Origin of the sequence: Streptomyces sp. NPDC053541 (genome assembly GCF_044544705.1) — a bacterium.
Taxonomy (GTDB): Bacteria; Actinomycetota; Actinomycetes; order Streptomycetales; family Streptomycetaceae; genus Streptomyces.
In genome coordinates this window covers 483,610-504,226 of sequence record NZ_JBITXM010000006.1, presented here as the reverse complement: position 1 = coordinate 504,226, position 20,617 = coordinate 483,610, and the positions used below count along the sequence as shown (strand labels likewise).

At 72.5% G+C, this 20,617-nt stretch carries 18 protein-coding genes; 11 read left to right on the top strand and 7 right to left on the bottom strand.

All coding sequences use genetic code 11. From position 1 onward, the window contains the following. Window positions 1-574 precede the first annotated feature (574 nt). Window positions 575-1,225 (top strand): DUF998 domain-containing protein, encoded by a 651-nt coding sequence (locus tag ACIGW2_RS18710; RefSeq protein WP_399844502.1) that lies wholly within the window; start codon window positions 575-577, stop codon window positions 1,223-1,225. After that, window positions 1,222-2,067 carry an alpha/beta fold hydrolase gene (locus ACIGW2_RS18705; protein ID WP_391654443.1) on the top strand — a complete coding sequence of 282 codons (846 nt, stop codon included), beginning with the start codon at window positions 1,222-1,224 and terminating at the stop codon, window positions 2,065-2,067. Before ACIGW2_RS18710 ends, ACIGW2_RS18705 begins: the two co-directional genes overlap by 4 nt. On the opposite strand, the gene ACIGW2_RS18700 is transcribed toward ACIGW2_RS18705, so the two are convergent. From ACIGW2_RS18700 to ACIGW2_RS18685, 4 genes are all read right to left on the bottom strand, one after another. Further along, on the bottom strand, window positions 2,052-2,471 hold the full coding sequence (locus ACIGW2_RS18700) for a CBS domain-containing protein (RefSeq protein WP_361587247.1): 420 nt from the start codon (window positions 2,469-2,471) through the stop codon (window positions 2,052-2,054). The genes ACIGW2_RS18705 and ACIGW2_RS18700 overlap by 16 nt on opposite strands. Before the next feature lie 129 nt (window positions 2,472-2,600). Then, window positions 2,601-3,233 (bottom strand): DUF305 domain-containing protein, encoded by a 633-nt coding sequence (locus ACIGW2_RS18695; RefSeq protein ID WP_361587245.1) that lies wholly within the window; start codon window positions 3,231-3,233, stop codon window positions 2,601-2,603. Then, the gene (locus ACIGW2_RS18690) at window positions 3,230-3,904 is read right to left on the bottom strand and encodes a DUF3105 domain-containing protein (protein ID WP_361587243.1); all 675 of its coding nucleotides are present in this window, start codon (window positions 3,902-3,904) and stop codon (window positions 3,230-3,232) included. Before ACIGW2_RS18690 ends, ACIGW2_RS18695 begins: the two co-directional genes overlap by 4 nt. 144 nt (window positions 3,905-4,048) lie before the next feature. Beyond that, the gene (locus ACIGW2_RS18685) at window positions 4,049-4,414 is read right to left on the bottom strand and encodes a hypothetical protein (RefSeq protein ID WP_399844499.1); all 366 of its coding nucleotides are present in this window, start codon (window positions 4,412-4,414) and stop codon (window positions 4,049-4,051) included. Between the two features lie 280 nt (window positions 4,415-4,694). On the opposite strand from ACIGW2_RS18685, the gene ACIGW2_RS18680 reads away from it, so the two are divergent. Both ACIGW2_RS18680 and ACIGW2_RS18675 read left to right on the top strand, forming a co-directional pair. Further along, a complete protein-coding gene (locus tag ACIGW2_RS18680) occupies window positions 4,695-6,056 on the top strand; it encodes a glutamine synthetase family protein (protein WP_356070572.1) in 1,362 nt (453 codons plus the stop codon). Between the two features lie 58 nt (window positions 6,057-6,114). Further along, complete coding sequence (locus ACIGW2_RS18675; protein ID WP_399844497.1) at window positions 6,115-6,618, top strand: GNAT family N-acetyltransferase; 504 nt, start codon at window positions 6,115-6,117, stop codon at window positions 6,616-6,618. Here ACIGW2_RS18675 and ACIGW2_RS18670 read toward each other — a convergent pair. Next, entirely contained in the window at window positions 6,615-7,046 is a 432-nt protein-coding gene (locus ACIGW2_RS18670) for a VOC family protein (protein ID WP_391654447.1), read from the bottom strand. The genes ACIGW2_RS18675 and ACIGW2_RS18670 overlap by 4 nt on opposite strands. 110 nt (window positions 7,047-7,156) lie before the next feature. On the opposite strand from ACIGW2_RS18670, the gene ACIGW2_RS18665 reads away from it, so the two are divergent. Then, window positions 7,157-10,144, top strand: a complete 2,988-nt coding sequence (locus tag ACIGW2_RS18665; protein WP_399844495.1) for a bifunctional [glutamine synthetase] adenylyltransferase/[glutamine synthetase]-adenylyl-L-tyrosine phosphorylase — start codon at window positions 7,157-7,159, stop codon at window positions 10,142-10,144. A gap of 115 nt (window positions 10,145-10,259) precedes the next feature. On the opposite strand, the gene ACIGW2_RS18660 is transcribed toward ACIGW2_RS18665, so the two are convergent. Further along, entirely contained in the window at window positions 10,260-11,249 is a 990-nt protein-coding gene (locus tag ACIGW2_RS18660; RefSeq protein WP_399844493.1) for a phosphatase PAP2 family protein, read from the bottom strand. A 94-nt stretch (window positions 11,250-11,343) separates the two neighbouring features. Then, window positions 11,344-12,369, bottom strand: a complete 1,026-nt coding sequence (locus ACIGW2_RS18655) for a LacI family DNA-binding transcriptional regulator (RefSeq protein ID WP_391654450.1) — start codon at window positions 12,367-12,369, stop codon at window positions 11,344-11,346. A 341-nt stretch (window positions 12,370-12,710) separates the two neighbouring features. On the opposite strand from ACIGW2_RS18655, the gene ACIGW2_RS18650 reads away from it, so the two are divergent. The 6 genes from ACIGW2_RS18650 to ACIGW2_RS18625 all read left to right on the top strand — a co-directional run bounded on the left by ACIGW2_RS18650 (window position 12,711) and on the right by ACIGW2_RS18625 (window position 20,591). Further along, window positions 12,711-13,988 carry an extracellular solute-binding protein gene (locus ACIGW2_RS18650; RefSeq protein WP_391654451.1) on the top strand — a complete coding sequence of 426 codons (1,278 nt, stop codon included), beginning with the start codon at window positions 12,711-12,713 and terminating at the stop codon, window positions 13,986-13,988. Window positions 13,989-14,034: 46 nt separating this feature from the next. Continuing rightward, window positions 14,035-15,057, top strand: coding sequence for a carbohydrate ABC transporter permease (locus ACIGW2_RS18645; RefSeq protein ID WP_391654452.1), 1,023 nt, complete (start codon window positions 14,035-14,037; stop codon window positions 15,055-15,057). Then, complete coding sequence (locus ACIGW2_RS18640) at window positions 15,054-15,950, top strand: sugar ABC transporter permease (protein ID WP_399844490.1); 897 nt, start codon at window positions 15,054-15,056, stop codon at window positions 15,948-15,950. The genes ACIGW2_RS18645 and ACIGW2_RS18640 overlap by 4 nt, the downstream gene beginning before the upstream one ends. A gap of 61 nt (window positions 15,951-16,011) precedes the next feature. Then, on the top strand, window positions 16,012-17,709 hold the full coding sequence (locus tag ACIGW2_RS18635; RefSeq protein WP_391654454.1) for an alpha-amylase family glycosyl hydrolase: 1,698 nt from the start codon (window positions 16,012-16,014) through the stop codon (window positions 17,707-17,709). Further along, window positions 17,697-18,755 (top strand): LacI family DNA-binding transcriptional regulator, encoded by a 1,059-nt coding sequence (locus ACIGW2_RS18630; RefSeq protein WP_356070544.1) that lies wholly within the window; start codon window positions 17,697-17,699, stop codon window positions 18,753-18,755. Before ACIGW2_RS18635 ends, ACIGW2_RS18630 begins: the two co-directional genes overlap by 13 nt. Before the next feature lie 135 nt (window positions 18,756-18,890). Beyond that, entirely contained in the window at window positions 18,891-20,591 is a 1,701-nt protein-coding gene (locus ACIGW2_RS18625; protein WP_391654456.1) for a carbohydrate-binding module family 20 domain-containing protein, read from the top strand. Window positions 20,592-20,617 lie beyond the last annotated feature (26 nt).

Here is a 20,617-nt window from a genome sequence, read left to right as displayed (position 1 = left end):
AGCGCCGCTGCTTGCGCGCCTCCGGCCGGTGCGGGGGTGGGGGCGGCGGACGCCCCCCCGCGCGTGCGCCTGCGCCGACCGCCGTGCCGCCTCCGGGCGCCATCGCGCGGGGCTTGCCGGGAACCCATCGCCCCGCCCCGGCGCCTTCGGGCCTGCCCGGGATCCTGATCCGGCGCTCCGGCGCAGCTCGCGGCCGGTGCGGGCAGCGGGGCCGACTTCTTGCCCGGACCTCCGCCAAGTCATGCGCAGGCGCGCGGGGCCGGCGTCGCCGCGCGGCCTCCGGCCGGTGCGGGCGGATGGGTGGGGGCTCCGGGCGGCGCCCGCGCCGTGCCGCCTGCCGCCCCGCCGGGCCTCGGTGCGCCTGCGCCGACCGTCGCGCCGTCCTCCGCGCCCCCGGCGCGCCCGCGCCGACCGTCGCGCCGCCCTCCGCGCCGCCGGCGCGCCTGCGCCGACCGTCGCGCCGCCCGCCGCGCCCCCGCGCCATCGCGCCGGGGTTGCCGGGAACCCAGTGCCGGGCCCCCGCGTTCGACCCGGTGTGTCCAGGAATGCCGGGGGGACCCGGCGCGCTCGTCGGGTGGCCGCCGTGCTGCTCGGGCTCGGTGCGCTCGCGTACACCGCCTGGGTGCTCGAAGTCGTGCTGCGCACCGGGCTCGATCCCGTGCAGACGTACGTCTCCGAACTCGCCGCCGCCGACCAGCCGCTGGGCGGGCTGTTCCGTGCCACCGACCTCGCCGCCGGGGTGCTCGTCCTCGGCGGGGCGCTCACCGGCCTGGCCGCCGTGCGCCCCCGCCGGGCGTGGGCGGTGACCGGCTGGGTCGCGCTCGCGCTGTTCGGGGCCGCCACCGCCGTCGACTCCCGGCTGCCGCTCAGCTGCGCGCCCACCGCCGACCCCGAGTGCGCCGCCCGCGAGACCGCCGGGCTCGTGCCCGCCACCCACACGGCGCACGCCATCAGCTCCGGGCTCGCCATGACCGGCGCGCTCACCGCGATGCTCGCCCTCACCGTCGCCGCGCGCCGCCACCGCGCCCGCTCGTCGCTGGCCCGTACCGGACCCGCCCTCGTCGCCCTGGAGTTCGCCGCCACCGCCTGGACCCTCGCCGCCGTCGCCGCCTTCGAGGCGGGCCGCGGCACCTGGCTGCTCGGCGCCGGACAGCGCCTCCAGGTGCTGCTCGTCGCCGTGTGGCTGGCCGTCCTCGCCCGCACCGTCGCCCGGGAGCCGCGATGAGCTTCGTACGGATCGGGGGCGTCGCCCACCACGTCGTCGTCGACGGCCGCGGACCGGTGTGCGTGCTCGCCGCCGGGCTCGGCATGAGCTGGTTCGACTGGGACCCGGTCGTCCCGCTGCTCGCCCCGCACCGCACCGTCGTCCGCTTCGACCGCCCCGGCCACGGCCTGTCCGAACGCGCCACCGCGCCCGTCACCGCCGCCGGCGAGGCGCACCGGATCGCCGCCGTCCTCGACGCCGTCGCACCCGGTCGCGCCCCCGTCACCGTCGTCGGGCACTCCATTGCCGGCTTCCACGCCGAGGCCTTCGCCCGGCTCCACCCGGCCCGCACCGCCGGCCTCGTCCTCGTCGACTCCTCCGTCGAGGAACGCCCCCGCCCCTCCCGCGCCGCCCCCGTGCTCGCCCGCGCGGTCGGCGCGGCCCTCGCCGCCGCCGGACTGCCCGCCGCGCTCGGCCCCGGGCTGCGCGCCCTGTCCGTACGCCGCTCCTCGTACCGCCGGCCCGCCCCCTCCCCGCCGCCCGCCGACCTCGTCCGCCGGGTCTACGGCAGCTCACGCGTGCTGCGCGGCACCCTCGACGAGAACGCCCGCTACGCCGCCGTCGCCGCCGAACTCCTCGCCCTGCGCGCGCACGCCCCGCTGCCGCCGGGCCTGCCCGTCACCGTGCTCGCCGCGCCCGACGGCTCGGCCCGCTGGGAGCGCCGCCAGCGCACGCTGGCCCGGCGGCTCGGCGCCCGCTACGAGGCGGCCGGACCGTCGGGCCATCTGGTCATGCTGGACCGCCCGGACGCGGTGGCCCGGGCCGTCCTCGCCCCGGGGGCGGGGCCTCAGGACGCCGCGTAGACGCTCTCGCAGAACGCCTTCAGCTGCTCGTCCGAGAGGTGCTGGGCCAGATCGGCCTCGCTGATCATGCCGACCAGCCGCTTCTCCTCGACGACCGGAAGCCGCCGGATCTGGTGCGACTGCATCTCCTCCAGGACGGCACCGACGTCCGCGCCGGCGTCGATCCAGCGCGGCGTGCCCTTCGCCATCTCGCCGCAGGTCACCTTCGCCGGGTCGTGGCCCATGGCCACACAGCCGACCACGATGTCGCGGTCCGTGATGATGCCGCACAGCCGCTCGTTCTCGTCGGCGATGGGCAGCGCGCCGACGTCCAGGTTGCGCATCAACTGGGCGGCGCGGTCGAGCGTCTCGTGTGCCGGGATCCACTGGGCCCCCGGGTGCATGATGTCCTTCGCCGTGGTCATGGGGTGCGTACCTTTCGTCGGACCTGCTCGTACCTGTCTGCGTACGTCCCCGAGCGCTCCCATTCTGCGGGCGCGGCACGGCCCCCGCGACCGCAGCGGGTCACGGGGGCCGTCGGTCCGCGGCGTCCGTCACGCCCCGGCGCCACGCTCCTTGAGCATGTCCGCCATCAGCGTGATCTCGGACTCCTGCGCGTCGACCATGCCCTGCGCGAGGTCGCGCTCGACCCCGGGCACGCAGCGCTCCACACAGCCCTGCGCCATGTGGATGCCGCCCTTGTGGTGCTCGGTCATCAGCTTCAGGTACAGCACCTCGGCCTCGCGGCCGGAGGCCCGGCGCAGCTGGTCGAGCTCGGCCCGGGTCGCCATGCCCGGCATCAGCTCGCCGTCCTCGCCGCCCAGGTCCACGCCCATGCCCATCCAGGTCATCGGCGCCACCCCGGCCTGCACCTTCGGCAGCCCCCACAGGTCGAGCCAGCCCAGCAGCATGCCGCGCTGGTTGGCCTGGGTGTTGGCGATGTCGTACGCGAGCCGGCGCACCGCCTCGTCCTTCGTCCGGTCCCGGACGATGAAGGACATCTCGACGGCCTGCTGGTGGTGGACGGCCATGTCCCGGGCGAAGCCCGCGTCCGCCGACTCGGCGGTCGGCGTGCGCGGGGCGTCGCCGTCCCGGTCCGCGGAGGCGACGGTGACCGCCCCGCCCGCGAAGAGCAGCGCGAGGACCACGGCCGTGACGGACGCCCACTGCGTCCGGTTCAGCCTCACTGGCCCATCCCGGCGCCGCCCTGACCGTCCGCGCCGATGCCGCCGGTGCAGGCCGCGCCCGGCTCGGGGGTCTGCGGGCCGGTCACGTACTTGGTGAAGAAGGCGTTCACGCGCGGGTCGTCGGCGCCGTCCACGGTCACCTGCTTGCCCCAGGCGCTCAGCATGATGGCGCCGGACTGGTTGTCGACCGGGCTCATCAGCGAGTACGGGGTCTTCTTGACCTTGGCCTTGAGCTTCTCCAGGTCGGCCGCTGCGGCCTTCTTGTTGTACGTCACCCAGACCGCGCCGTGCTCCAGGGAGTGCACGGCGTTGGTGTCGTTGACCGGCTTGTCGTAGACGTCGCCGTTGCAGTTCTGCCAGACCGGGTTGTGGTCGCCGCCGACCGGCGGGTTCATGTCGTACTTGACCGGGGTCTGGACGTGGTTGCGGCCCAGCTTCTTGGCGTCCCAGGACTTCTCGCCCTCGATGGGCGCCTTGGCGGCCGCCTCCTGCTGCTCCTGCTTGGTGTTCTCCTTGTTGATCACCCAGCCGCCGAAGCCGACGAGGCCGAGGACCACGACGGCGCTGATGCCGATCGTGAGGAAGCGGTTGCGGCGCTCGCGGGCCTGCTCGGCGCGGCGCATCTCCTCTATTCGGGCGCGGCGGTCGGCAGTGGTGGAGCGGTTCGCCATGATGATGTCGTCCTTCTGGAAGTCCGGGAGGGCCCGGGGGAGACCGGGGAATCCGGGGATGCCGGGGAAAGTCGTGCGGGGTGTGCGGGCGGAACCGGTACGGCGGGGCGGGGCGCGCCGTGCGGACCGCCGGGCCGGACCGGCTCAGGTCCGCAGCACCTGAAGGACGTGGAGGTCCGGCGCGCGCGGCCGGGCGTCGGGGTGCGGCGGCCGTCCGTCGCCGCGCGCCTCGCCGGGCCGGGCCGGCCGCCCGTCCGCGTGCAGCGGCGGGTCGAGCGGCGGGGCGCTGAGCACGGCGGGGGAGAGCGCGGGGAAGAGGGAGCAGTTGCCCCGCTCGTACGGGCACGCGTAGTGCTCGTCCCGGGTCTCCGCGCTCGTGGCGGGCCCGGGCGCGCGGGTGACCGTCTGCGCGGCGGCCGGCCGGGGCTCCCGGTGGCCGGGGACGGCGGCGGTGCCGAGGCAGAGGAAGAGCGCGCCGAGGAGCGTCGCCACGGCACTCGTCAGTGCCATGGGACGCAGGTGCCGGGACAGGCGTGTCCGCCGCGGGCCCTCCATGGGCGCCGATCGTAGTGGCAGAAGGGGGCCCGTGGGCCGAACGGGGTACCACTCGGTACCGGCCCGGGAGACGACCCGGCGGTTTTCGGCCCTTCCCCCGTTACCTGTGTCACAAGGGAGCAGGCAGTATGGGTGTGCAACGTGCACGAAACCAAGTGGTGGGATGCTCAGGCGCCCCCCGAAGTGCCCGAGGCGGTGGGAACAGGCGGCCTGAACAGCGAGGATGGGTGTGAAAATGGACAAGCAGCAGGAATTTGTGCTCCGTACGCTCGAGGAGCGCGACATCCGCTTCGTGCGTCTGTGGTTCACCGACGTGCTCGGCTTCCTGAAGTCGGTGGCCGTGGCCCCCGCCGAGCTGGAGCAGGCCTTCGACGAGGGCATCGGCTTCGACGGCTCCGCGATCGAGGGCTTCGCCCGGGTCTACGAGTCCGACATGATCGCCAAGCCCGATCCGGGCACCTTCCAGATCCTGCCGTGGCGCGCCGAGGCCCCGGGCACGGCCCGGATGTTCTGCGACATCCTGATGCCCGACGGCTCGCCGTCCTTCGCGGACCCGCGCTACGTCCTGAAGCGTGCCCTGGCGAAGACCTCGGACCTGGGCTTCACCTTCTACACCCACCCCGAGATCGAGTTCTTCCTGCTGAAGGACAAGCCGCTGGACGGCAGCCGGCCCACCCCGGCCGACAACTCCGGCTACTTCGACCACACTCCGCAGAACGTCGGCATGGACTTCCGCCGCCAGGCCATCACGATGCTGGAGTCGATGGGCATCTCGGTGGAGTTCTCCCACCACGAGGGCGCCCCGGGCCAGCAGGAGATCGACCTGCGGTACGCGGACGCGCTGTCCACCGCCGACAACATCATGACCTTCCGTCTGGTCATGAAGCAGGTCGCGCTGGAGCAGGGCGTGCAGGCCACGTTCATGCCGAAGCCCTTCTCGGACTACCCGGGCTCGGGCATGCACACCCACCTCTCCCTCTTCGAGGGCGACCGGAACGCCTTCTACGAGTCGGGCGCGGAGTACCAGCTGTCCAAGGTCGGGCGCTCCTTCATCGCGGGCCTGCTGAAGCACGCGGGCGAGATCTCCGCCGTCACCAACCAGTGGGTCAACTCGTACAAGCGCATCTGGGGCGGCTCGGGCCGCACCGCCGGCTCCGGCGGCGAGGCCCCCGCCTACATCTGCTGGGGCCACAACAACCGCTCCGCGCTGATCCGGGTCCCCATGTACAAGCCGGGCAAGATGGGCTCCTCGCGCGTGGAGGTCCGCTCCATCGACTCGGGCGCCAACCCCTACCTGACCTACGCGGTCCTCCTCGCCGCCGGCCTCAAGGGCATCGAGGAGGGCTACGAACTCCCGGCCGGCGCCGACGACGACGTCTGGGCCCTCTCGGACGCCGAACGCCGCGCGATGGGCATCGAGCCCCTCCCGCAGAACCTGGGCGAGGCGATCACCCTGATGGAGCGCAGCGAACTGGTGGCGGAGACGCTGGGCGAGCACGTCTTCGACTTCTTCCTGCGCAACAAGAAGCAGGAGTGGGAGGAGTACCGGTCGGAGGTCACGGCCTTCGAGCTGCGGAAGAACCTGCCGGTGCTGTAGGCGCCGCCGAAGCCAATTGCGTTGCGGGCGACGGCCGGGCCGGTCGACACTGCCGCCCGTGACAGACGTGAAGATCATCGAGACCGCCCGGCTGCTGCTGCACCCGCTCTCCGTCGACGAGGGGCGGCGGCTCGTCGGCGGGCGGCCGGGGGTCGGGGACCGGTGGGCCGAGGGGTATCCGACGGCGGGGGACGTCCGGGGGGTGGGGAGCTTCCTGGAGAAGGTGGCCGAGCGCGGGGACCCGGGGGTGTTCCGGCCGTACGAGATACGGCGGCTCGCGGACGGGGTCGCCGTCGGCGGGATCGGGTTCCACGGGCCACCGGACGCGGACGGGGTCGTCACCGTCGGGTACGGGCTCGTGCCCGGGGTGCGGGGGCGGGGGTACGCGTCGGAGGCGTTGCGGGCGCTGATCGCCCGGGCCCGCGAGGCCGGTGCCACCGCGGTCCGGGGGGACGCCGACCTCGACAACGTCGCCTCCCACCGGGTGATGGAGGCGGCCGGGATGGCGTACGAGGGGGAGGACGAGGTCGTGCGCCATTACCGCCTCGTCCTCGAGGACTAGCGTTCCGACAGCTCCGACGGCGCCTCCTGCACCCACCACCCGTTGCCGTCCGGGTCGGCGAAGGTCAGGAAGGAGTTCCAGGTGTCGCCCTTGCCCTCCTCCCAGCCCGTCGCGCCCACGTGCATCACCGGCGACACGTCGACGCCCGCCTCGACCAGCTCGTCGCGGGCCGCCTCGATGTCCGTGACGCAGAGCTGGAGGCCGTGCAGGGTGCCGGGGGCCATCTCGCGGGTGCCCGGGAAGGCGGGCATGCCCTGGAGCAGGGAGAGGGAGCAGCGCGAGCCGGGCGGGGTGATCTGGATGATGCGGACGCCGGGCGCGACCTGCTGGTCCAGGTCGACGGTGAAGCCCAGCGTCTCGCCGTAGAACTCCTTGGCCCGGTCCAGGTCCGCGACGGGGACGGCCACCACTTCGAGGGTCCAGTTCATGGTGCGGATTCTGCCGTCCGGAGCCGCCCCGCGCTCCCCGGAGCGCATCGTGGGCGTTTCGCCGGATAGGCTCGCCCAGGGGCTCGATCGACCGGTGGAGGAGCGGCGGGATGACGGTGCCGGGACGCAGGAGCAGCACGTTCACCCGGCTGCTGCGGCACGGGTTCACCGATCCGTCCGCCGCCGAGCGGCTGCTCGACCTCGACGAGCTGGCCCCGCTGCGCGGCGACTCCGTCCTCCTCGACGCCCTCGGCGCCACCGCCGACCCCGACCTCGCCCTGCGCGGCCTGGTCCGGCTCGTCGAGGCGCAGCCCGAGGCCGAGCGGTCCGCGCTCACCACCACGCTGCTGTCCGCGAAGCCCTTCCGGGACCGGCTGCTCGGCGTGCTCGGCACCTCCGAGGCGCTCGGTGACCACCTGGCCCGGCACCCGCGCGACTGGCAGGCCCTCGTCACGTACGAGGCGGCCGATCTGCACCCGGGCGTCGCCGAGTTCGAGCAGGGGCTCGCCGGCGCCGACGACCCGGTGGCGCTGCGCGTCGCCTACCGCCGCTGTCTGCTGTCGATCGCCGCCCGTGACGTGTGCGGCACCACCGACGTCACCCAGACCGCCGCCGAGCTCGCCGACCTCGCCACCGCCACCCTGCGCGCCGCGCTGCGGATCGCCCGCGCCGCCGCCCCCGAGGACGCCGGGCAGTGCCGGCTCGCCGTGATCGCCATGGGCAAGTGCGGCGGCAACGAGCTCAACTACGTCTCCGACGTCGACGTGATCTTCGTCGGCGAGGCGGCCGAGGGCTCCGACGAGGCCAAGGCGCTCCAGGCCGCGACCCGGCTCGCCTCCCACCTCATGCGGATCTGCTCCGAGACCACCGTCGAGGGCAGCATCTGGCCGGTCGACGCCAACCTGCGCCCCGAGGGCCGCAACGGCCCGCTCGTCCGCACCCTCTCCTCCCACCTCGCGTACTACCAGCGCTGGGCCAAGACCTGGGAGTTCCAGGCCCTGCTCAAGGCCCGCCCGGTGGCCGGCGACGCCGAGCTCGGCGCCGCCTACGTGGCCGCCGTCTCGCCGCTGGTCTGGCAGGCCGCCGAGCGCGAGAACTTCGTCGCCGACGTGCAGAAGATGCGCCGCCGGGTGGTCGACAACATCCCCGCCGCCCAGGTCGACCGCGAGCTCAAGCTCGGCCCCGGCGGCCTCAGGGACGTCGAGTTCGCCGTCCAGCTCCTCCAGCTGGTGCACGGGCGCAGCGACACCACCCTGCACAGCGGCACCACCCTCGACGCCCTGGCCGCGCTCGCCGCCGGCGGCTACGTGGGCCGCGCCGACGCCGCCCAGCTCGACGATGCCTACCGCTTCCTGCGCGCCATGGAGCACCGCATCCAGCTCCACCGGCTGCGCCGCACCCACCTGGTGCCGGAGGGCGAGGAGGACCTGCGCCGGCTCGGGCGCTCCCTCGGCCTGCGCACCGACCCGGTGGCCGAGCTGGGCCGCGAGTGGCGGCGGCACGCCGCCGTGGTCCGCCGGCTGCACGAGAAGCTCTTCTACCGCCCGCTGCTCGACGCGGTCGCCCAGCTCGCCCCCGGCGAGATCCGGCTCAGCCCCGAGGCGGCCGGACAGCGCCTCGAAGCGCTCGGCTACGCGGACCCGGCCGCCGCCCTGCGCCACCTGGAGGCACTGTCCTCCGGGGTCAGCCGCAAGGCCGCGATCCAGCGCACGCTGCTGCCGGTGCTGCTCGGCTGGTTCGCCGACTCGGCCGACCCGGACGCCGGACTGCTCGGCTTCCGCAAGGTCTCCGACGCCCTCGGCAAAACCCCCTGGTACCTGCGGCTCCTGCGCGACGAGGGCGCCGCCGCCGAGAACCTCGCCCGGGTCCTCTCGGCCGGCCGGCTCGCCCCCGACCTGCTGCTGCGCGCCCCCGAGGCGGTCGCCATCCTCGGCGACCCCGAGGGCCTGGGGCCGCGCGGCCGGGACCACCTGGAGCAGGAGGTGCTCGCCGCGGTGGGCCGCGCCGAGGGCGCCGAGCAGGCGGTGGCCGCCGCCCGCGGGGTGCGCCGCCGGGAGCTGTTCCGTACCGCCGCGGCCGACCTCATCGGCTCGTACGGCACCGAGGACAGCCCCCGCGAGTCCGACCCCGGCGCCCTGGTCGACCGGGTCGGGCAGGCCGTCACCGACCTCAACGCGGCCACCATCGCCGGAGCGCTGCGGGCCGCCGTGCGCGCCGAGTGGGGCGAGGAGCTCCCGACCCGCTTCGCCGTCATCGGCATGGGCCGCTTCGGCGGCCACGAGCTGGGCTACGGCTCCGACGCCGACGTGCTCTTCGTGCACGAGCCGCGCGAGGGCGTCGACGAGCAGGAGGCGGCGAAGGCCGCGAACCGGGTCGTCACCGAGATGCGCCGGCTGCTCCAGCTGCCCACCGCCGACCCGCCGCTGCTCATCGACGCCGACCTGCGCCCGGAGGGCAAGAGCGGCCCCCTGGTGCGCACGCTCAAGTCCTACGAGGCCTACTACCGCCGCTGGTCGCTGGTGTGGGAGAGCCAGGCCCTGCTGCGGGCCGAGCCGATGGCCGGCGACCCGGAGCTCGGCGCCCGCTTCGTCGGGCTGATCGACCCGCTGCGCTATCCCGCGGAGGGCCTGGGCGAGGACGCGGTCCGGGAGATCCGCCGCCTCAAGGCCCGGATGGAGACCGAGCGCCTGCCGCGCGGCGCCGACCCGACCCTGCACGCCAAGCTGGGCCGGGGCGGGCTGAGCGACGTCGAGTGGACGGTGCAGCTGCTCCAGATGCGGCACGGCTGGGCCGAGCCGGGCCTGCGCACCACCCGCACCCGCGCGGCCCTGGCCGCCGCCCACGAGGCCGGCCTGATCGCCGCGGACGAGGCCCAGACCCTCGACGAGGCCTGGGTGCTCGCCACCCGGGTGCGCAACGCGGTGATGCTGGTCCGCGGCCGTCCCGGCGACACCTTCCCCTCCGAACCGCGCGAACTGGCCGCCGTCGGCCGCTACCTGGGTTACGGCCCGGGCCGGGTCGGCGAGCTGGTCGACGACTACCGGCGCGTCACGCGGCGGGCGCGCGCGGTGATGGAGGAGCTGTTCTACGGGGCGTGAGCGGCGTGCCCCCGACGCCGGGCGCACGGGGCGTGAGCGGTGTGCCCCCGGGGCCGGGCGAACAGGGGGCGAGCGGTCGAGCGCGCCGGGTCACGGACGACGGGTGTCGGTCCGGTCAGCTGCCGGAGGTGACCTTCTCCTGCTCGTCCGAGGCCGCCCCGGCCTTCTCGCGCCCGGCCTTCTCGCGCCCGGCCTTCTCGCTCCCGGTCTCCCCGGCCCCGGTCTCCCCGGCCCCGGTCTCCTCGTTCCCCGCCCGTTCGCCGGCTGGGACGCCCCGGGGCCGGGAGGCCGCCGGCTCCACCAGCTTGGGCAGCTTGTGCGGGCGCGAGCCGTACCAGACGTACGAGGCGCCGAAGCCGAAGGCCAGGCAGAGGATGCCGCCGACCGCGTCCATCCAGAAGTGGTTGGCGGTGGCGACGATGACGACCAGGGTCGCCACCGGGTAGAGCAGGCCCAGGATCCGGGCCCACGGGGCCTTCGCGAGCAGGAAGATCGTCAGCCCGCACCACAGCGACCAGCCGATGTGCATCGACGGCATCGCCGCGTACTGGTTCGACATGTGCTTGAGGTTGCCCGAGGCCATCGAGCCCCAGGTGTGGTGGACGAGCACGGTGTCGACGAAGTTCTGGCCGTTCATCAGGCGCGGCGGCGCCAGCGGATACAGGTAGTAGCCGACGAGGGCCACTCCCGTGGTCGCGAACAGCACCGTGCGGAACGCCGCGTAACGGCCCGGGTGCCAGCGGTACAGCCACACCAGCACACCGATGGTGACCACGAAGTGCAGGGTCGCGTAGTAGTAGTTCATCGACACGATCAGCCATGTCACCGAGTTCACGGCGTGGTTGACGGTGTGCTCGAAGGCCAGGCCGAGGGAGTGCTCGGCCTGCCAGATCCAGTCGGCGTTCTTGAGCGCCTGGGCCTTCTGCTCCGGTACCGCGTTGCGGATGAGCGAGTACAGCCAGTAACTGACCGCGATGAGCAGGACCTCGAACCAGATCCGCGGGCGTCGCGGGGTCCGCGGGCGCAGGCGTGCCCGGCCGCCGGACACGATGGGTGCCGACGGGTTCGTCCGGCTTTCCAAACTCTTCACGGTCGTTTCACCCATGGGAGGAGAGTCTGCCAGATGCCGTCCCCCCGACCGATCATCCCTCGGACGGGTATCCGGCGCACCCGCTCCGCCTCAGGGACGACCCCGCGGCTCAGGGACGGCCCAGGGGTGCAGACGCGGTCGAGCCGCGGACGACCAGCTCCGGCATGAACACGAACTCGCTGTGCGGGGCCGGGGTGCCGCCGACCTCCTCCAGGAGGGCGCGGACCGCGGCCTGCCCCATCGCCTGCACGGGCTGGCGGATGGTGGTCAGCGGCGGGTCGGTGAACGCTATGAGGGGGGAGTCGTCGAAGCCGACCACCGAGACGTCCTTCGGCACGGTCAGGCCCCGCTCCCGGGCGGCCCGGATCGCGCCGAGCGCCATCATGTCGCTGGCGCAGACGATGGCGGTGCAGCCCCGGGAGATCAGCGCCCCTGCGGCGGCCTGCCCGCCCTCCAGGGTGTAGAGCGAGTGCTGGATCAGCTCCTCGGTCTGCTCGGGGGAGAGGCCGAGCCGCTCGCGCATCCCGCGCCGGAAGCCCTCGATCTTGCGGAGCACCGGCACGAAGCGCTTGGGTCCGACGGCGAGGCCGATCCGGGTGTGCCCGAGCGCGGCCAGGTGCGTCACGGCGAGCACCATGGCGGCCCGGTCGTCGGGGGAGACGAAGGGGGCCTGCACCTTGGGGGAGAAGCCGTTGATGAGGACGTACGGGACGCCCTTGCCGCGCAGCTGGTCGTAGCGGGTGGTGTCGGCCGTGGTGTCGGCGTGCAGCCCGGAGACGAAGATGATGCCGGCGACGCCCCGCTCGACCAGCATGTCGGTGAGCTCGTCCTCGGTGGACCCGCCGGGGGTCTGGGTGGCGAGCACCGGCGTGTATCCCTGCCGGGTGAGGGCCTGCCCGATGACCTGCGCGAGCGCGGGGAAGATCGGGTTGTCCAGTTCGGGGGTGATCAGTCCGACCAGGCCGGCGCTGCGCTGGCGCAGCCGGACCGGGCGCTCGTAGCCGAGCACGTCGAGTGCGGCAAGCACGGATTCACGGGTGGCCGCGGCCACACCGGGCTTGCCGTTGAGCACGCGGCTGACTGTGGCTTCACTGACCCCCGCCTGGGCTGCGATGTCGGCGAGCCGCGCGGTCATGGGAGTGGACTGTACCGGTCGGGCGTCGGATTGCCCACCGAACGCGGCTTCCGGCCGTCTTCGCGGCCCTTGCGCAAGTCCTTGCAAGCTCCGATGGCTTCTGCCGCACCGGGTGCGCGCCCTGGAAGCCCGGTCCCGGGGCCTGTCAAGCGGCTCGTCGGCAACCTTCGGGACACGTGGATGTAACGATCGCCGAGGCTTGCAGAAATTTCACGCAAGGTCTTTCGGCGCGTTTTCATCCCTGTTACGTTCCTGGCAACCCGGCGCGCCGCGAGGGAGCGGTCGCATGAGGAAGGTGTTTCAGCCCCTCGTCCGATCCGGGACCATCGATAGGAGTTCACATGCGGCGTGGCATAGCGGCCACCGCGCTGGTCGCGGCCCTGGGCGTGACCCTGGCGGCGTGCGGCGGGAGCGGCAGCGGTAACGGCGGCGACACGAAGGGCTCGGGCGAGCTCTCCGGCACCGTCACCTGGTGGGACACCTCCACGGTCGGTTCCGAGGACAAGGTCTTCAAGAAGATCGCCGAGGACTTCACCAAGAAGCACCCCAAGGTCACGGTCAAGTACGTCAACGTGCCCTTCGGCGACGCCCAGAACAAGTTCAAGAACGCCGCCCAGTCCGGCTCCGGCGCCCCCGACGTGATCCGCTCCGAGGTCGCCTGGACCCCGGACTTCGCGAACCTCGGCTACCTCGCCCCGCTGGACGGCACCCCCGCCCTGAAGGACGACGACGACTTCCTCAAGCAGGCCGCCGCGTCCACCAAGTACAACGGCAAGACCTACGCCGTGCCGCAGGTCATCGACTCCATGGGCATCTTCTACAACAAGAAGATCTTCAAGGACGCCGGCGTCGAGGTCCCGAAGAACATCGACGAGCTGAAGTCCGTCGCCACCAAGATCAAGCAGAAGACCGGCAAGACCGGCCTGTACCTGCGCGGCGACGACGCCTACTGGTTCCTCTCCTTCCTGTACGGAGAGGGCGGTGACATGGTCAACGCCGACACCAAGACCGTCACCATCGACAACCCGGCCGGCGTCAAGGCCTTCAAGACCGTCAAGGACCTGGTCGACTCCAAGGCCGCGATCACCGACGCGACCAACGGCTGGGACAACATGCAGGCCGCCTTCAAGGACGGCAAGGTCGCGATGATGATCAACGGCCCGTGGGCCGTCGCCGACACCTACACCGGCAAGGAGTTCGCCGACAAGGCGAACCTGGGCATCGCCCCGGTCCCGGCCGGCTCCGCCGGCCAGGGCGCCCCGCAGGGCGGCCACAACCTCGCCGTCTACGCCGGCTCCAAGAACCTGGCCGCCTCCTACGCCTTCGTCGAGTACATGAGCTCGACCGAGGTCCAGGCCCAGGTCGCCAAGGAGCTGAGCCTGCTCCCGACCCGTACCTCCGCGTACGGCAAGACGGAGGTGGCCACCAACGAGATGATCACCTTCTTCAAGCCGGTCGTCGAGAAGGCCGTCGAGCGCCCGTGGATCCCGGAGGGCGGCAGCCTCTTCGCCCCGCTCGTCACCGAGTACACCAAGGTGCTCACCAACCAGACCACCCCGGAGCAGGGAGCGAAGACGGCGGGCGACTCCTACCGCAAGCTCCTGAAGGACTGGAAGTAACCAACCCCGTGCCGGAGACGGAGCACGAAGGAAGGCAGACCGGCTGATGGCTGTGGACACCAGCAGCCAGTCGGTGGCGAAGGCCGCGGGCGACACCGCCCGCGGCCGGAGCCGCGGAACTGGCAAGCGCAACGGTGGATCCCAGGGCGCCGTACGGCGCTCCCTCTCCACCCACTGGTACGCCTGGGCGATGGTCGCCCCGGTCGTCGTCGTGATCGGCGTGATCATCGGATACCCGTTGGTCCGCGGCATCTGGCTGTCGCTCACCGACGCCAACGAGCGCAACGTGGAACGCTCCATCGGCGTCAACCACATCCCGGCGAGTTACGAGTTCGTCGGCGTCGACAACTACGTCGACGCGCTCACCGGGAGCCAGTTCCTGGCCACCCTCGGCTGGACCCTGCTGTGGACGGTGGCCTGCGTGTCGGTCACCTTCGCCCTCGGCCTGGTCCTGGCGAACATGCTCAACCGCAAGATGGCCGGCCGCGGTGTCTACCGCATGCTGCTCATCCTGCCCTGGGCCGTGCCGGGCTTCGTCTCCGTCTTCGCCTGGCGCTTCCTCTACGACGAGCGCCGCGGCATCCTCAACCAGCTGCTCGCGGGCGGCGGCATCGACGCCGTCCCGTGGCTCAACGACCCCACCTGGGCCAAGTTCTCGGTCATCGCCGTCAACGTCTGGCTCGGCGTCCCCTTCATGATGGTCGCCCTGCTCGGCGGTCTGCAGTCCATCCCCGGCGAGATGTACGAGGCCGCCGAGATGGACGGCGCGAACGCCTGGCAGCGCTTCCGGCACATCACCCTGCCCGGTCTGCGCTCGGTGTCCACCACGGTGATCCTGCTGAGCACCATCTGGACCTTCAACATGTTCCCGGTGATCTTCCTGCTCACCCGGGGCGGTCCCGGTGAGGCCACCCAGATCCTGGTGACCCAGGCCTACAAGTTCTCCTTCGAGATCAGCCCGCGCGACTACGCGCAGTCCTCCACGTGGGGCGTGCTGATCCTGGTCCTCCTGATGGTCTTCGCCGCGGTCTACCGGCGGGTCCTCCGCAAGCAGGGAGAAGTCTGGTGACCACCGCAACCGCCACCGGCCCCGCCAAGCACCGGGCCCAGGCCCCGGCCCGGACCAACCCCCCGCGCCGCGGCCGCCGTTCGCCGCTCGCCTCGGTCGGGCTGCACGTCTCCCTGATCGTCGCCTCCGTGATCGCCGTCTTCCCGGTGCTGTGGGTGCTGCTGACCTCGCTCAAGCCGGCGAAGTACGCGACCACCACGGACTTCGTGAAGGAGCCGACGCTCGAGAACTACACGAACCTGCTGAACGACACCCCGTTCCTCACCTGGTTCGGCAACTCGCTGCTCGTCGCCGCCCTCACCACCCTGCTCGGCGTCTTCGTCTCCTCCACCACCGGCTACGCCGTCAGCCGCTTCCGCTTCCCCGGCAAGCGCGGGCTGATGTGGACGCTGCTGATCACCCAGATGTTCCCGGTCGCCGTCCTCATCGTGCCGATCTACAACATCATGGCGTCGATGGGCCTGCTCAACACCTCGACCGGCCTCGTCATCACCTACCTGACCATCGCCGTGCCGTTCTGCGCCTGGATGATGAAGGGCTTCTTCGACACCATCCCGAAGGAGATCGACGAGTCCGGCTACGTCGACGGACTGACCCCCTTCGGCACCTTCTGGCGGCTCATCCTGCCGCTCGCCAAGCCGGGCATCGCGGTGACCGCCTTCTACTCCTTCATCACCGCCTGGGGCGAGGTCGCCTACGCCTCCGCCTTCATGGTCGGCGACGAGAACCTGACCCTCGCCGGCGGACTGCAGAAGTTCGTCAACCAGTACGGCGCCCAGTGGGGCCCGATGACCGCGGCCTCCGTGCTCATCGCCATCCCCGCCGCCCTGGTGTTCCTCTTCGCCCAGCGCCACCTCGTCACCGGCATGTCCGCCGGTGCCGTCAAGGGCTGAGCCGACGAGACCCGTGGCCGCGCATCCCGTGCCCGCACCCTTCTTACGAAGCAAGGAAGACATGACCCAGCACCTCGCCGCCCCCGCCGCCGACGCCGCAACCGCCTCCGGCACGCAGTCGGGCTGGTGGAGAGACGCGGTGATCTACCAGGTCTATCCGCGCAGCTTCGCCGACGGCAACGGTGACGGCATGGGCGACCTGCCCGGCATCCGCAGCCGGCTGCCGTACCTGAAGCAGCTCGGCGTCGACGCCGTCTGGCTCTCCCCCTTCTACGCCTCGCCGCAGGCCGACGCCGGCTACGACGTCGCCGACTACCGGGCCATCGACCCCATGTTCGGCACCCTGCACGACGCCGACGCCGTGATCCGCGAGGCCCACGCACTGGGCCTCAGGATCATCGTCGACCTGGTCCCCAACCACTCCTCCGACCAGCACGAGTGGTTCCAGCGCGCGCTGCGCGAGGGCCCCGGCTCCCCGCTGCGCGAGCGCTACCACTTCCGCCCCGGCAAGGGCGCGGCCGGCGAACTCCCGCCCAACGACTGGGAGTCCATCTTCGGCGGCCCCGCCTGGACCCGCACCGAGAACCCGGACGGCACCCCCGGCGAGTGGTACCTGCACCTCTTCGCGCCCGAGCAGCCCGACTTCAACTGGGAACACCCCGCCGTCCGCGACGAGTTCCGCTCGATCCTGCGCTTCTGGCTCGACATGGGCGTGGACGGCTTCCGCGTCGACGTCGCCCACGGCCTGGTCAAGGCCGCCGGCCTGCCCGACATCGGCAGCCACGACCAGCTGAAGCTGCTCGGCAACGACGTCATGCCCTTCTTCGACCAGGACGGCGTCCACGAGATCTACCGCTCCTGGCGGAAGGTGCTGCAGGAGTACGACGGCGAGCGCGTCCTCGTCGCCGAGGCCTGGACCCCCACCGTCGAGCGCACCGCCAACTACGTGCGCCCCGACGAGATGCACCAGGCCTTCAACTTCCAGTACCTGGGCACCCACTGGGACGCCGAGGAGCTGCGGCGGGTCATCGACGCCTCGCTCGCCGCGATGCGCCCGGTCGGCGCCCCCACCACCTGGGTGCTGTCCAACCACGACGTCACCCGGCACGCCACCCGCTTCGCCAACCCGGCGGGCCTCGGCACCCAGCTGCGCACCCCCGGCGACCGGGAACTCGGTCTGCGCCGGGCCCGCGCCGCGACCCTGCTGATGCTGGCGCTGCCCGGCTCCGCCTACGTCTACCAGGGCGAGGAGCTCGGCCTGCCCGACGTCACCGACCTGCCCGACGAGGTGCGCCAGGACCCGTCCTTCTTCCGGGCCACCGGCCAGGACGGCTTCCGCGACGGCTGCCGCGTCCCGATCCCGTGGACCGCCGAGGGCTCCTCCTACGGCTTCGGCTCCGGCGGCTCCTGGCTGCCGCAGCCCGCCACCTGGGGCGCGCTCAGCGTCGAGGCGCAGACCGGCGACCCCGGCTCCACCCTGGAGCTCTACCGCAGCGCGCTCGCCGTGCGCCGCGAGCGCCCCGAACTCGGTGCGGGCGAGTCCGTCGAGTGGCTGGAGGCACCCGAGGGTGTGCTCTCCTTCCGCCGCGGCGGATTCGTCTGCACCGCCAACACCACCGGCCGGGCCATCTCCGTCCCGCTGCCCGGCCGGTTGCTCCTCTCGTCCGCCGGTGCGGACGAGGAGATCCGGATCGTCGACACCGACGGCGAGGGCAACGCCCTGCTGCCCGCCGACACCACCGCCTGGTGGGCGGTGTGACGATCCCCCTGCCGCGGGGCGCCGGAGGGGGCGCCCCGCGGCTCGCGGACATCGCGGCCCAGTCGGGGGTGAGCGAGGCCACCGTCAGCCGGGTCCTCAACGGCAAGGCGGGCGTGGCCGGCGCGACCCGGCACAAGGTGCTGGCCGCGCTCGACGTGCTGGGCTACGAGCGTCCGGTACGGCTCAAACGGCGCAGCGCCGGCCTGATCGGCCTGGTGGTGCCCGAGCTGACCAACCCGATCTTCCCGGCCTTCGCCCAGGTCGTCGAACAGGTCCTGGCCGGGCACGGCTACACCCCGGTGCTCTGCACCCAGATGCCCGGCGGCGCCACCGAGGACGAGCTGGTCGAGCAGCTGGTGGAGCGCGGGGTCGCCGGCATCGTCTTCCTGTCCGGGCTGCACGCGGACGCCACCGCCGACCCGGCCCGCTACACCCGGCTCGCCGAGCGGGGGGTGCCGTTCGTCCTCATCAACGGCTTCAACGAGCACGTCGACGCCAACTTCGTCTCGCCCGACGACCGGGCCGCGGCCCGGATGGCCGTACGGCACCTCGTGGAACTGGGCCACGAACGCATCGGGCTCGCCATCGGGCCGACCCGTTACGTGCCCTCGCGCCGCAAGGCGGAGGGCTTCGCCGCCGAACTGCACGCCCTGCTCGGCATCGAGCGGGAGGAGGCCGAACGCTTCGTGCGGCCCACCCTGTTCGGCGTGGAGGGCGGGCACGCCGCCGCCGACCTGCTGCTCGCCGAGGGCTGCACCGGCATCGTGTGCGGCTCCGACCTGATGGCCCTCGGCGTGGTCCGGGCGGCCCGCGCCCGGGGCCTGGACGTGCCCCGGGACGTCTCGGTGGTCGGCTTCGACGACTCCCCGCTGATCGCCTTCACCGACCCGCCGCTCACCACCGTGCGCCAGCCCGTGCAGGCCATGGCGACGGCGGCGGTCGGCGCGCTCCTGGAGGAGATCGAGGGAAACCCGGTGCAGCGCACGGAGTTCGTGTTCCAGCCGGAGCTGGTGGTCCGCGGGTCCACGGCGGCGGCGCTCGCGTAACTCCTTGCGCAAGATGTTGCGTTGCGGTGTCGGAAGTATTGACCGCACACCTGTGCACCCCTACGGTCGCGGCTGAAAACAGTTGCTGTCATTTTCGGCAACTTCTTGCGACAGGGACGTCGTACAGGAGGAAACATGGCCCGAAAGACCGTGGCCGGCGCGCTCGCCCTCGTGGCGGGAGCCGCAGTGGCCGTCACGGGATCCCCCACCGCCCAGGCCGCCCCGCCCGGCACGAAGGACGTCACCGCCGTGCTGTTCGAGTGGAACTTCGCCTCGGTGGCGAAGGCCTGCACCGAACAGCTCGGCCCCGCCGGCTACGGCTACGTCCAGGTCTCCCCGCCCCAGGAACGCATCCAGGGACCCCAGTGGTGGACCGCGTACCAGCCGGTCAGCTACAAGATCGCCGGCCCGCTCGGCGACCGCACCGCCTTCAAGAACATGGTCGACACCTGCCACGCCGCCGGGGTCAAGGTCGTCGCCGACTCCGTCATCAACCACATGGCGAACTCCTCGGGCACCGGAACGGGCGGCACCTCGTTCTCCAAGTACGCCTACCCGGGCCTCTACTCCGGCGCCGACATGGACGACTGCCGCGCCACCATCAGCAACTACCAGGACCGCGCCAACGTCCAGAACTGCGAACTCGTCGGCCTCCCCGACCTCGACACCGGCGAGGACTGGGTGCGCGGCCGGATCGCCGGCTACCTCAACGACCTGCTGACGCTCGGCGTCGACGGCTTCCGCGTCGACGCCGCCAAGCACATGCCGGCCGCCGACCTCGCCAACATCAAGTCCCGGCTGACGAATCCTTCCGTCTACTGGAAGCAGGAGGCCATCTACGGGGCCGGCGAGGCCGTCGCCCCGAGCGAGTACCTCGGCAACGGCGACGTCCAGGAGTTCCGCTACGCCCGCGACCTCAAGCGGGTCCTCCAGGGCGAGAAGCTCGCCTACCTCAAGAACTTCGGCGAGGCCTGGGGCTACATGCCCTCCGGCCAGTCCGCCGTCTTCGTGGACAACCACGACACCGAGCGCGGCGGCGACACCCTCAACTACAAGAACGGCGCCCAGTACACCCTCGCCTCCGTCTTCATGCTGGCCTGGCCCTACGGCTCCCCGGACGTCCACTCCGGCTACGAGTGGACCGACAAGGACGCCGGCGCGCCCAACAACCACCAGGTGAACGCCTGTTACAGCGACGGCTGGAAGTGCCAGCACGCCTGGCGCGAGATCTCCTCCATGGTCGCCTTCCGCAACACCGCCCGCGGCCAGGCCGTCACCGACTGGTGGGACAACGGCAACAACGCCATCGCGTTCGGCCGCGGCGCCAAGGCCTACGTGGCCATCAACCACGAGTCCTCGGCCCTCACCCGCACCTTCCAGACCTCCCTGCCCGCCGGCACCTACTGCGACGTGCAGAGCGGCGGCTCGGTCACCGTGAACGCGGCCGGGCAGTTCACCGCCACGCTGGCCGCCGACACCGCCCTCGCCCTGCACACCGGGGCCATGAGCTGCAGCGGCGGCGGCACCACCCAGCCGCCCGCCACCACCGGCGCCTCGTTCAACGTCAACGCCACCACCGCGGTCGGCCAGAACATCTACGTCACCGGCAACCGCGCCGAGCTCGGCAACTGGTCCCCGGCCGCGGCCCTCAAGCTCGACCCCGCCGCGTACCCCGTCTGGAAGCTGACGGTCGCCCTGCCCGCCGGCACGTCCTTCGAGTACAAGTACCTCCGCAAGGACGCCGCCGGGAACGTGACCTGGGAGTCCGGGGCCAACCGCACCGCGACCGTGCCCGCCTCGGGCCAGGTCGTCCTCAACGACACCTTCCGCAACTGACGTTCCCGTCCCCCTGCCCAGGGAGC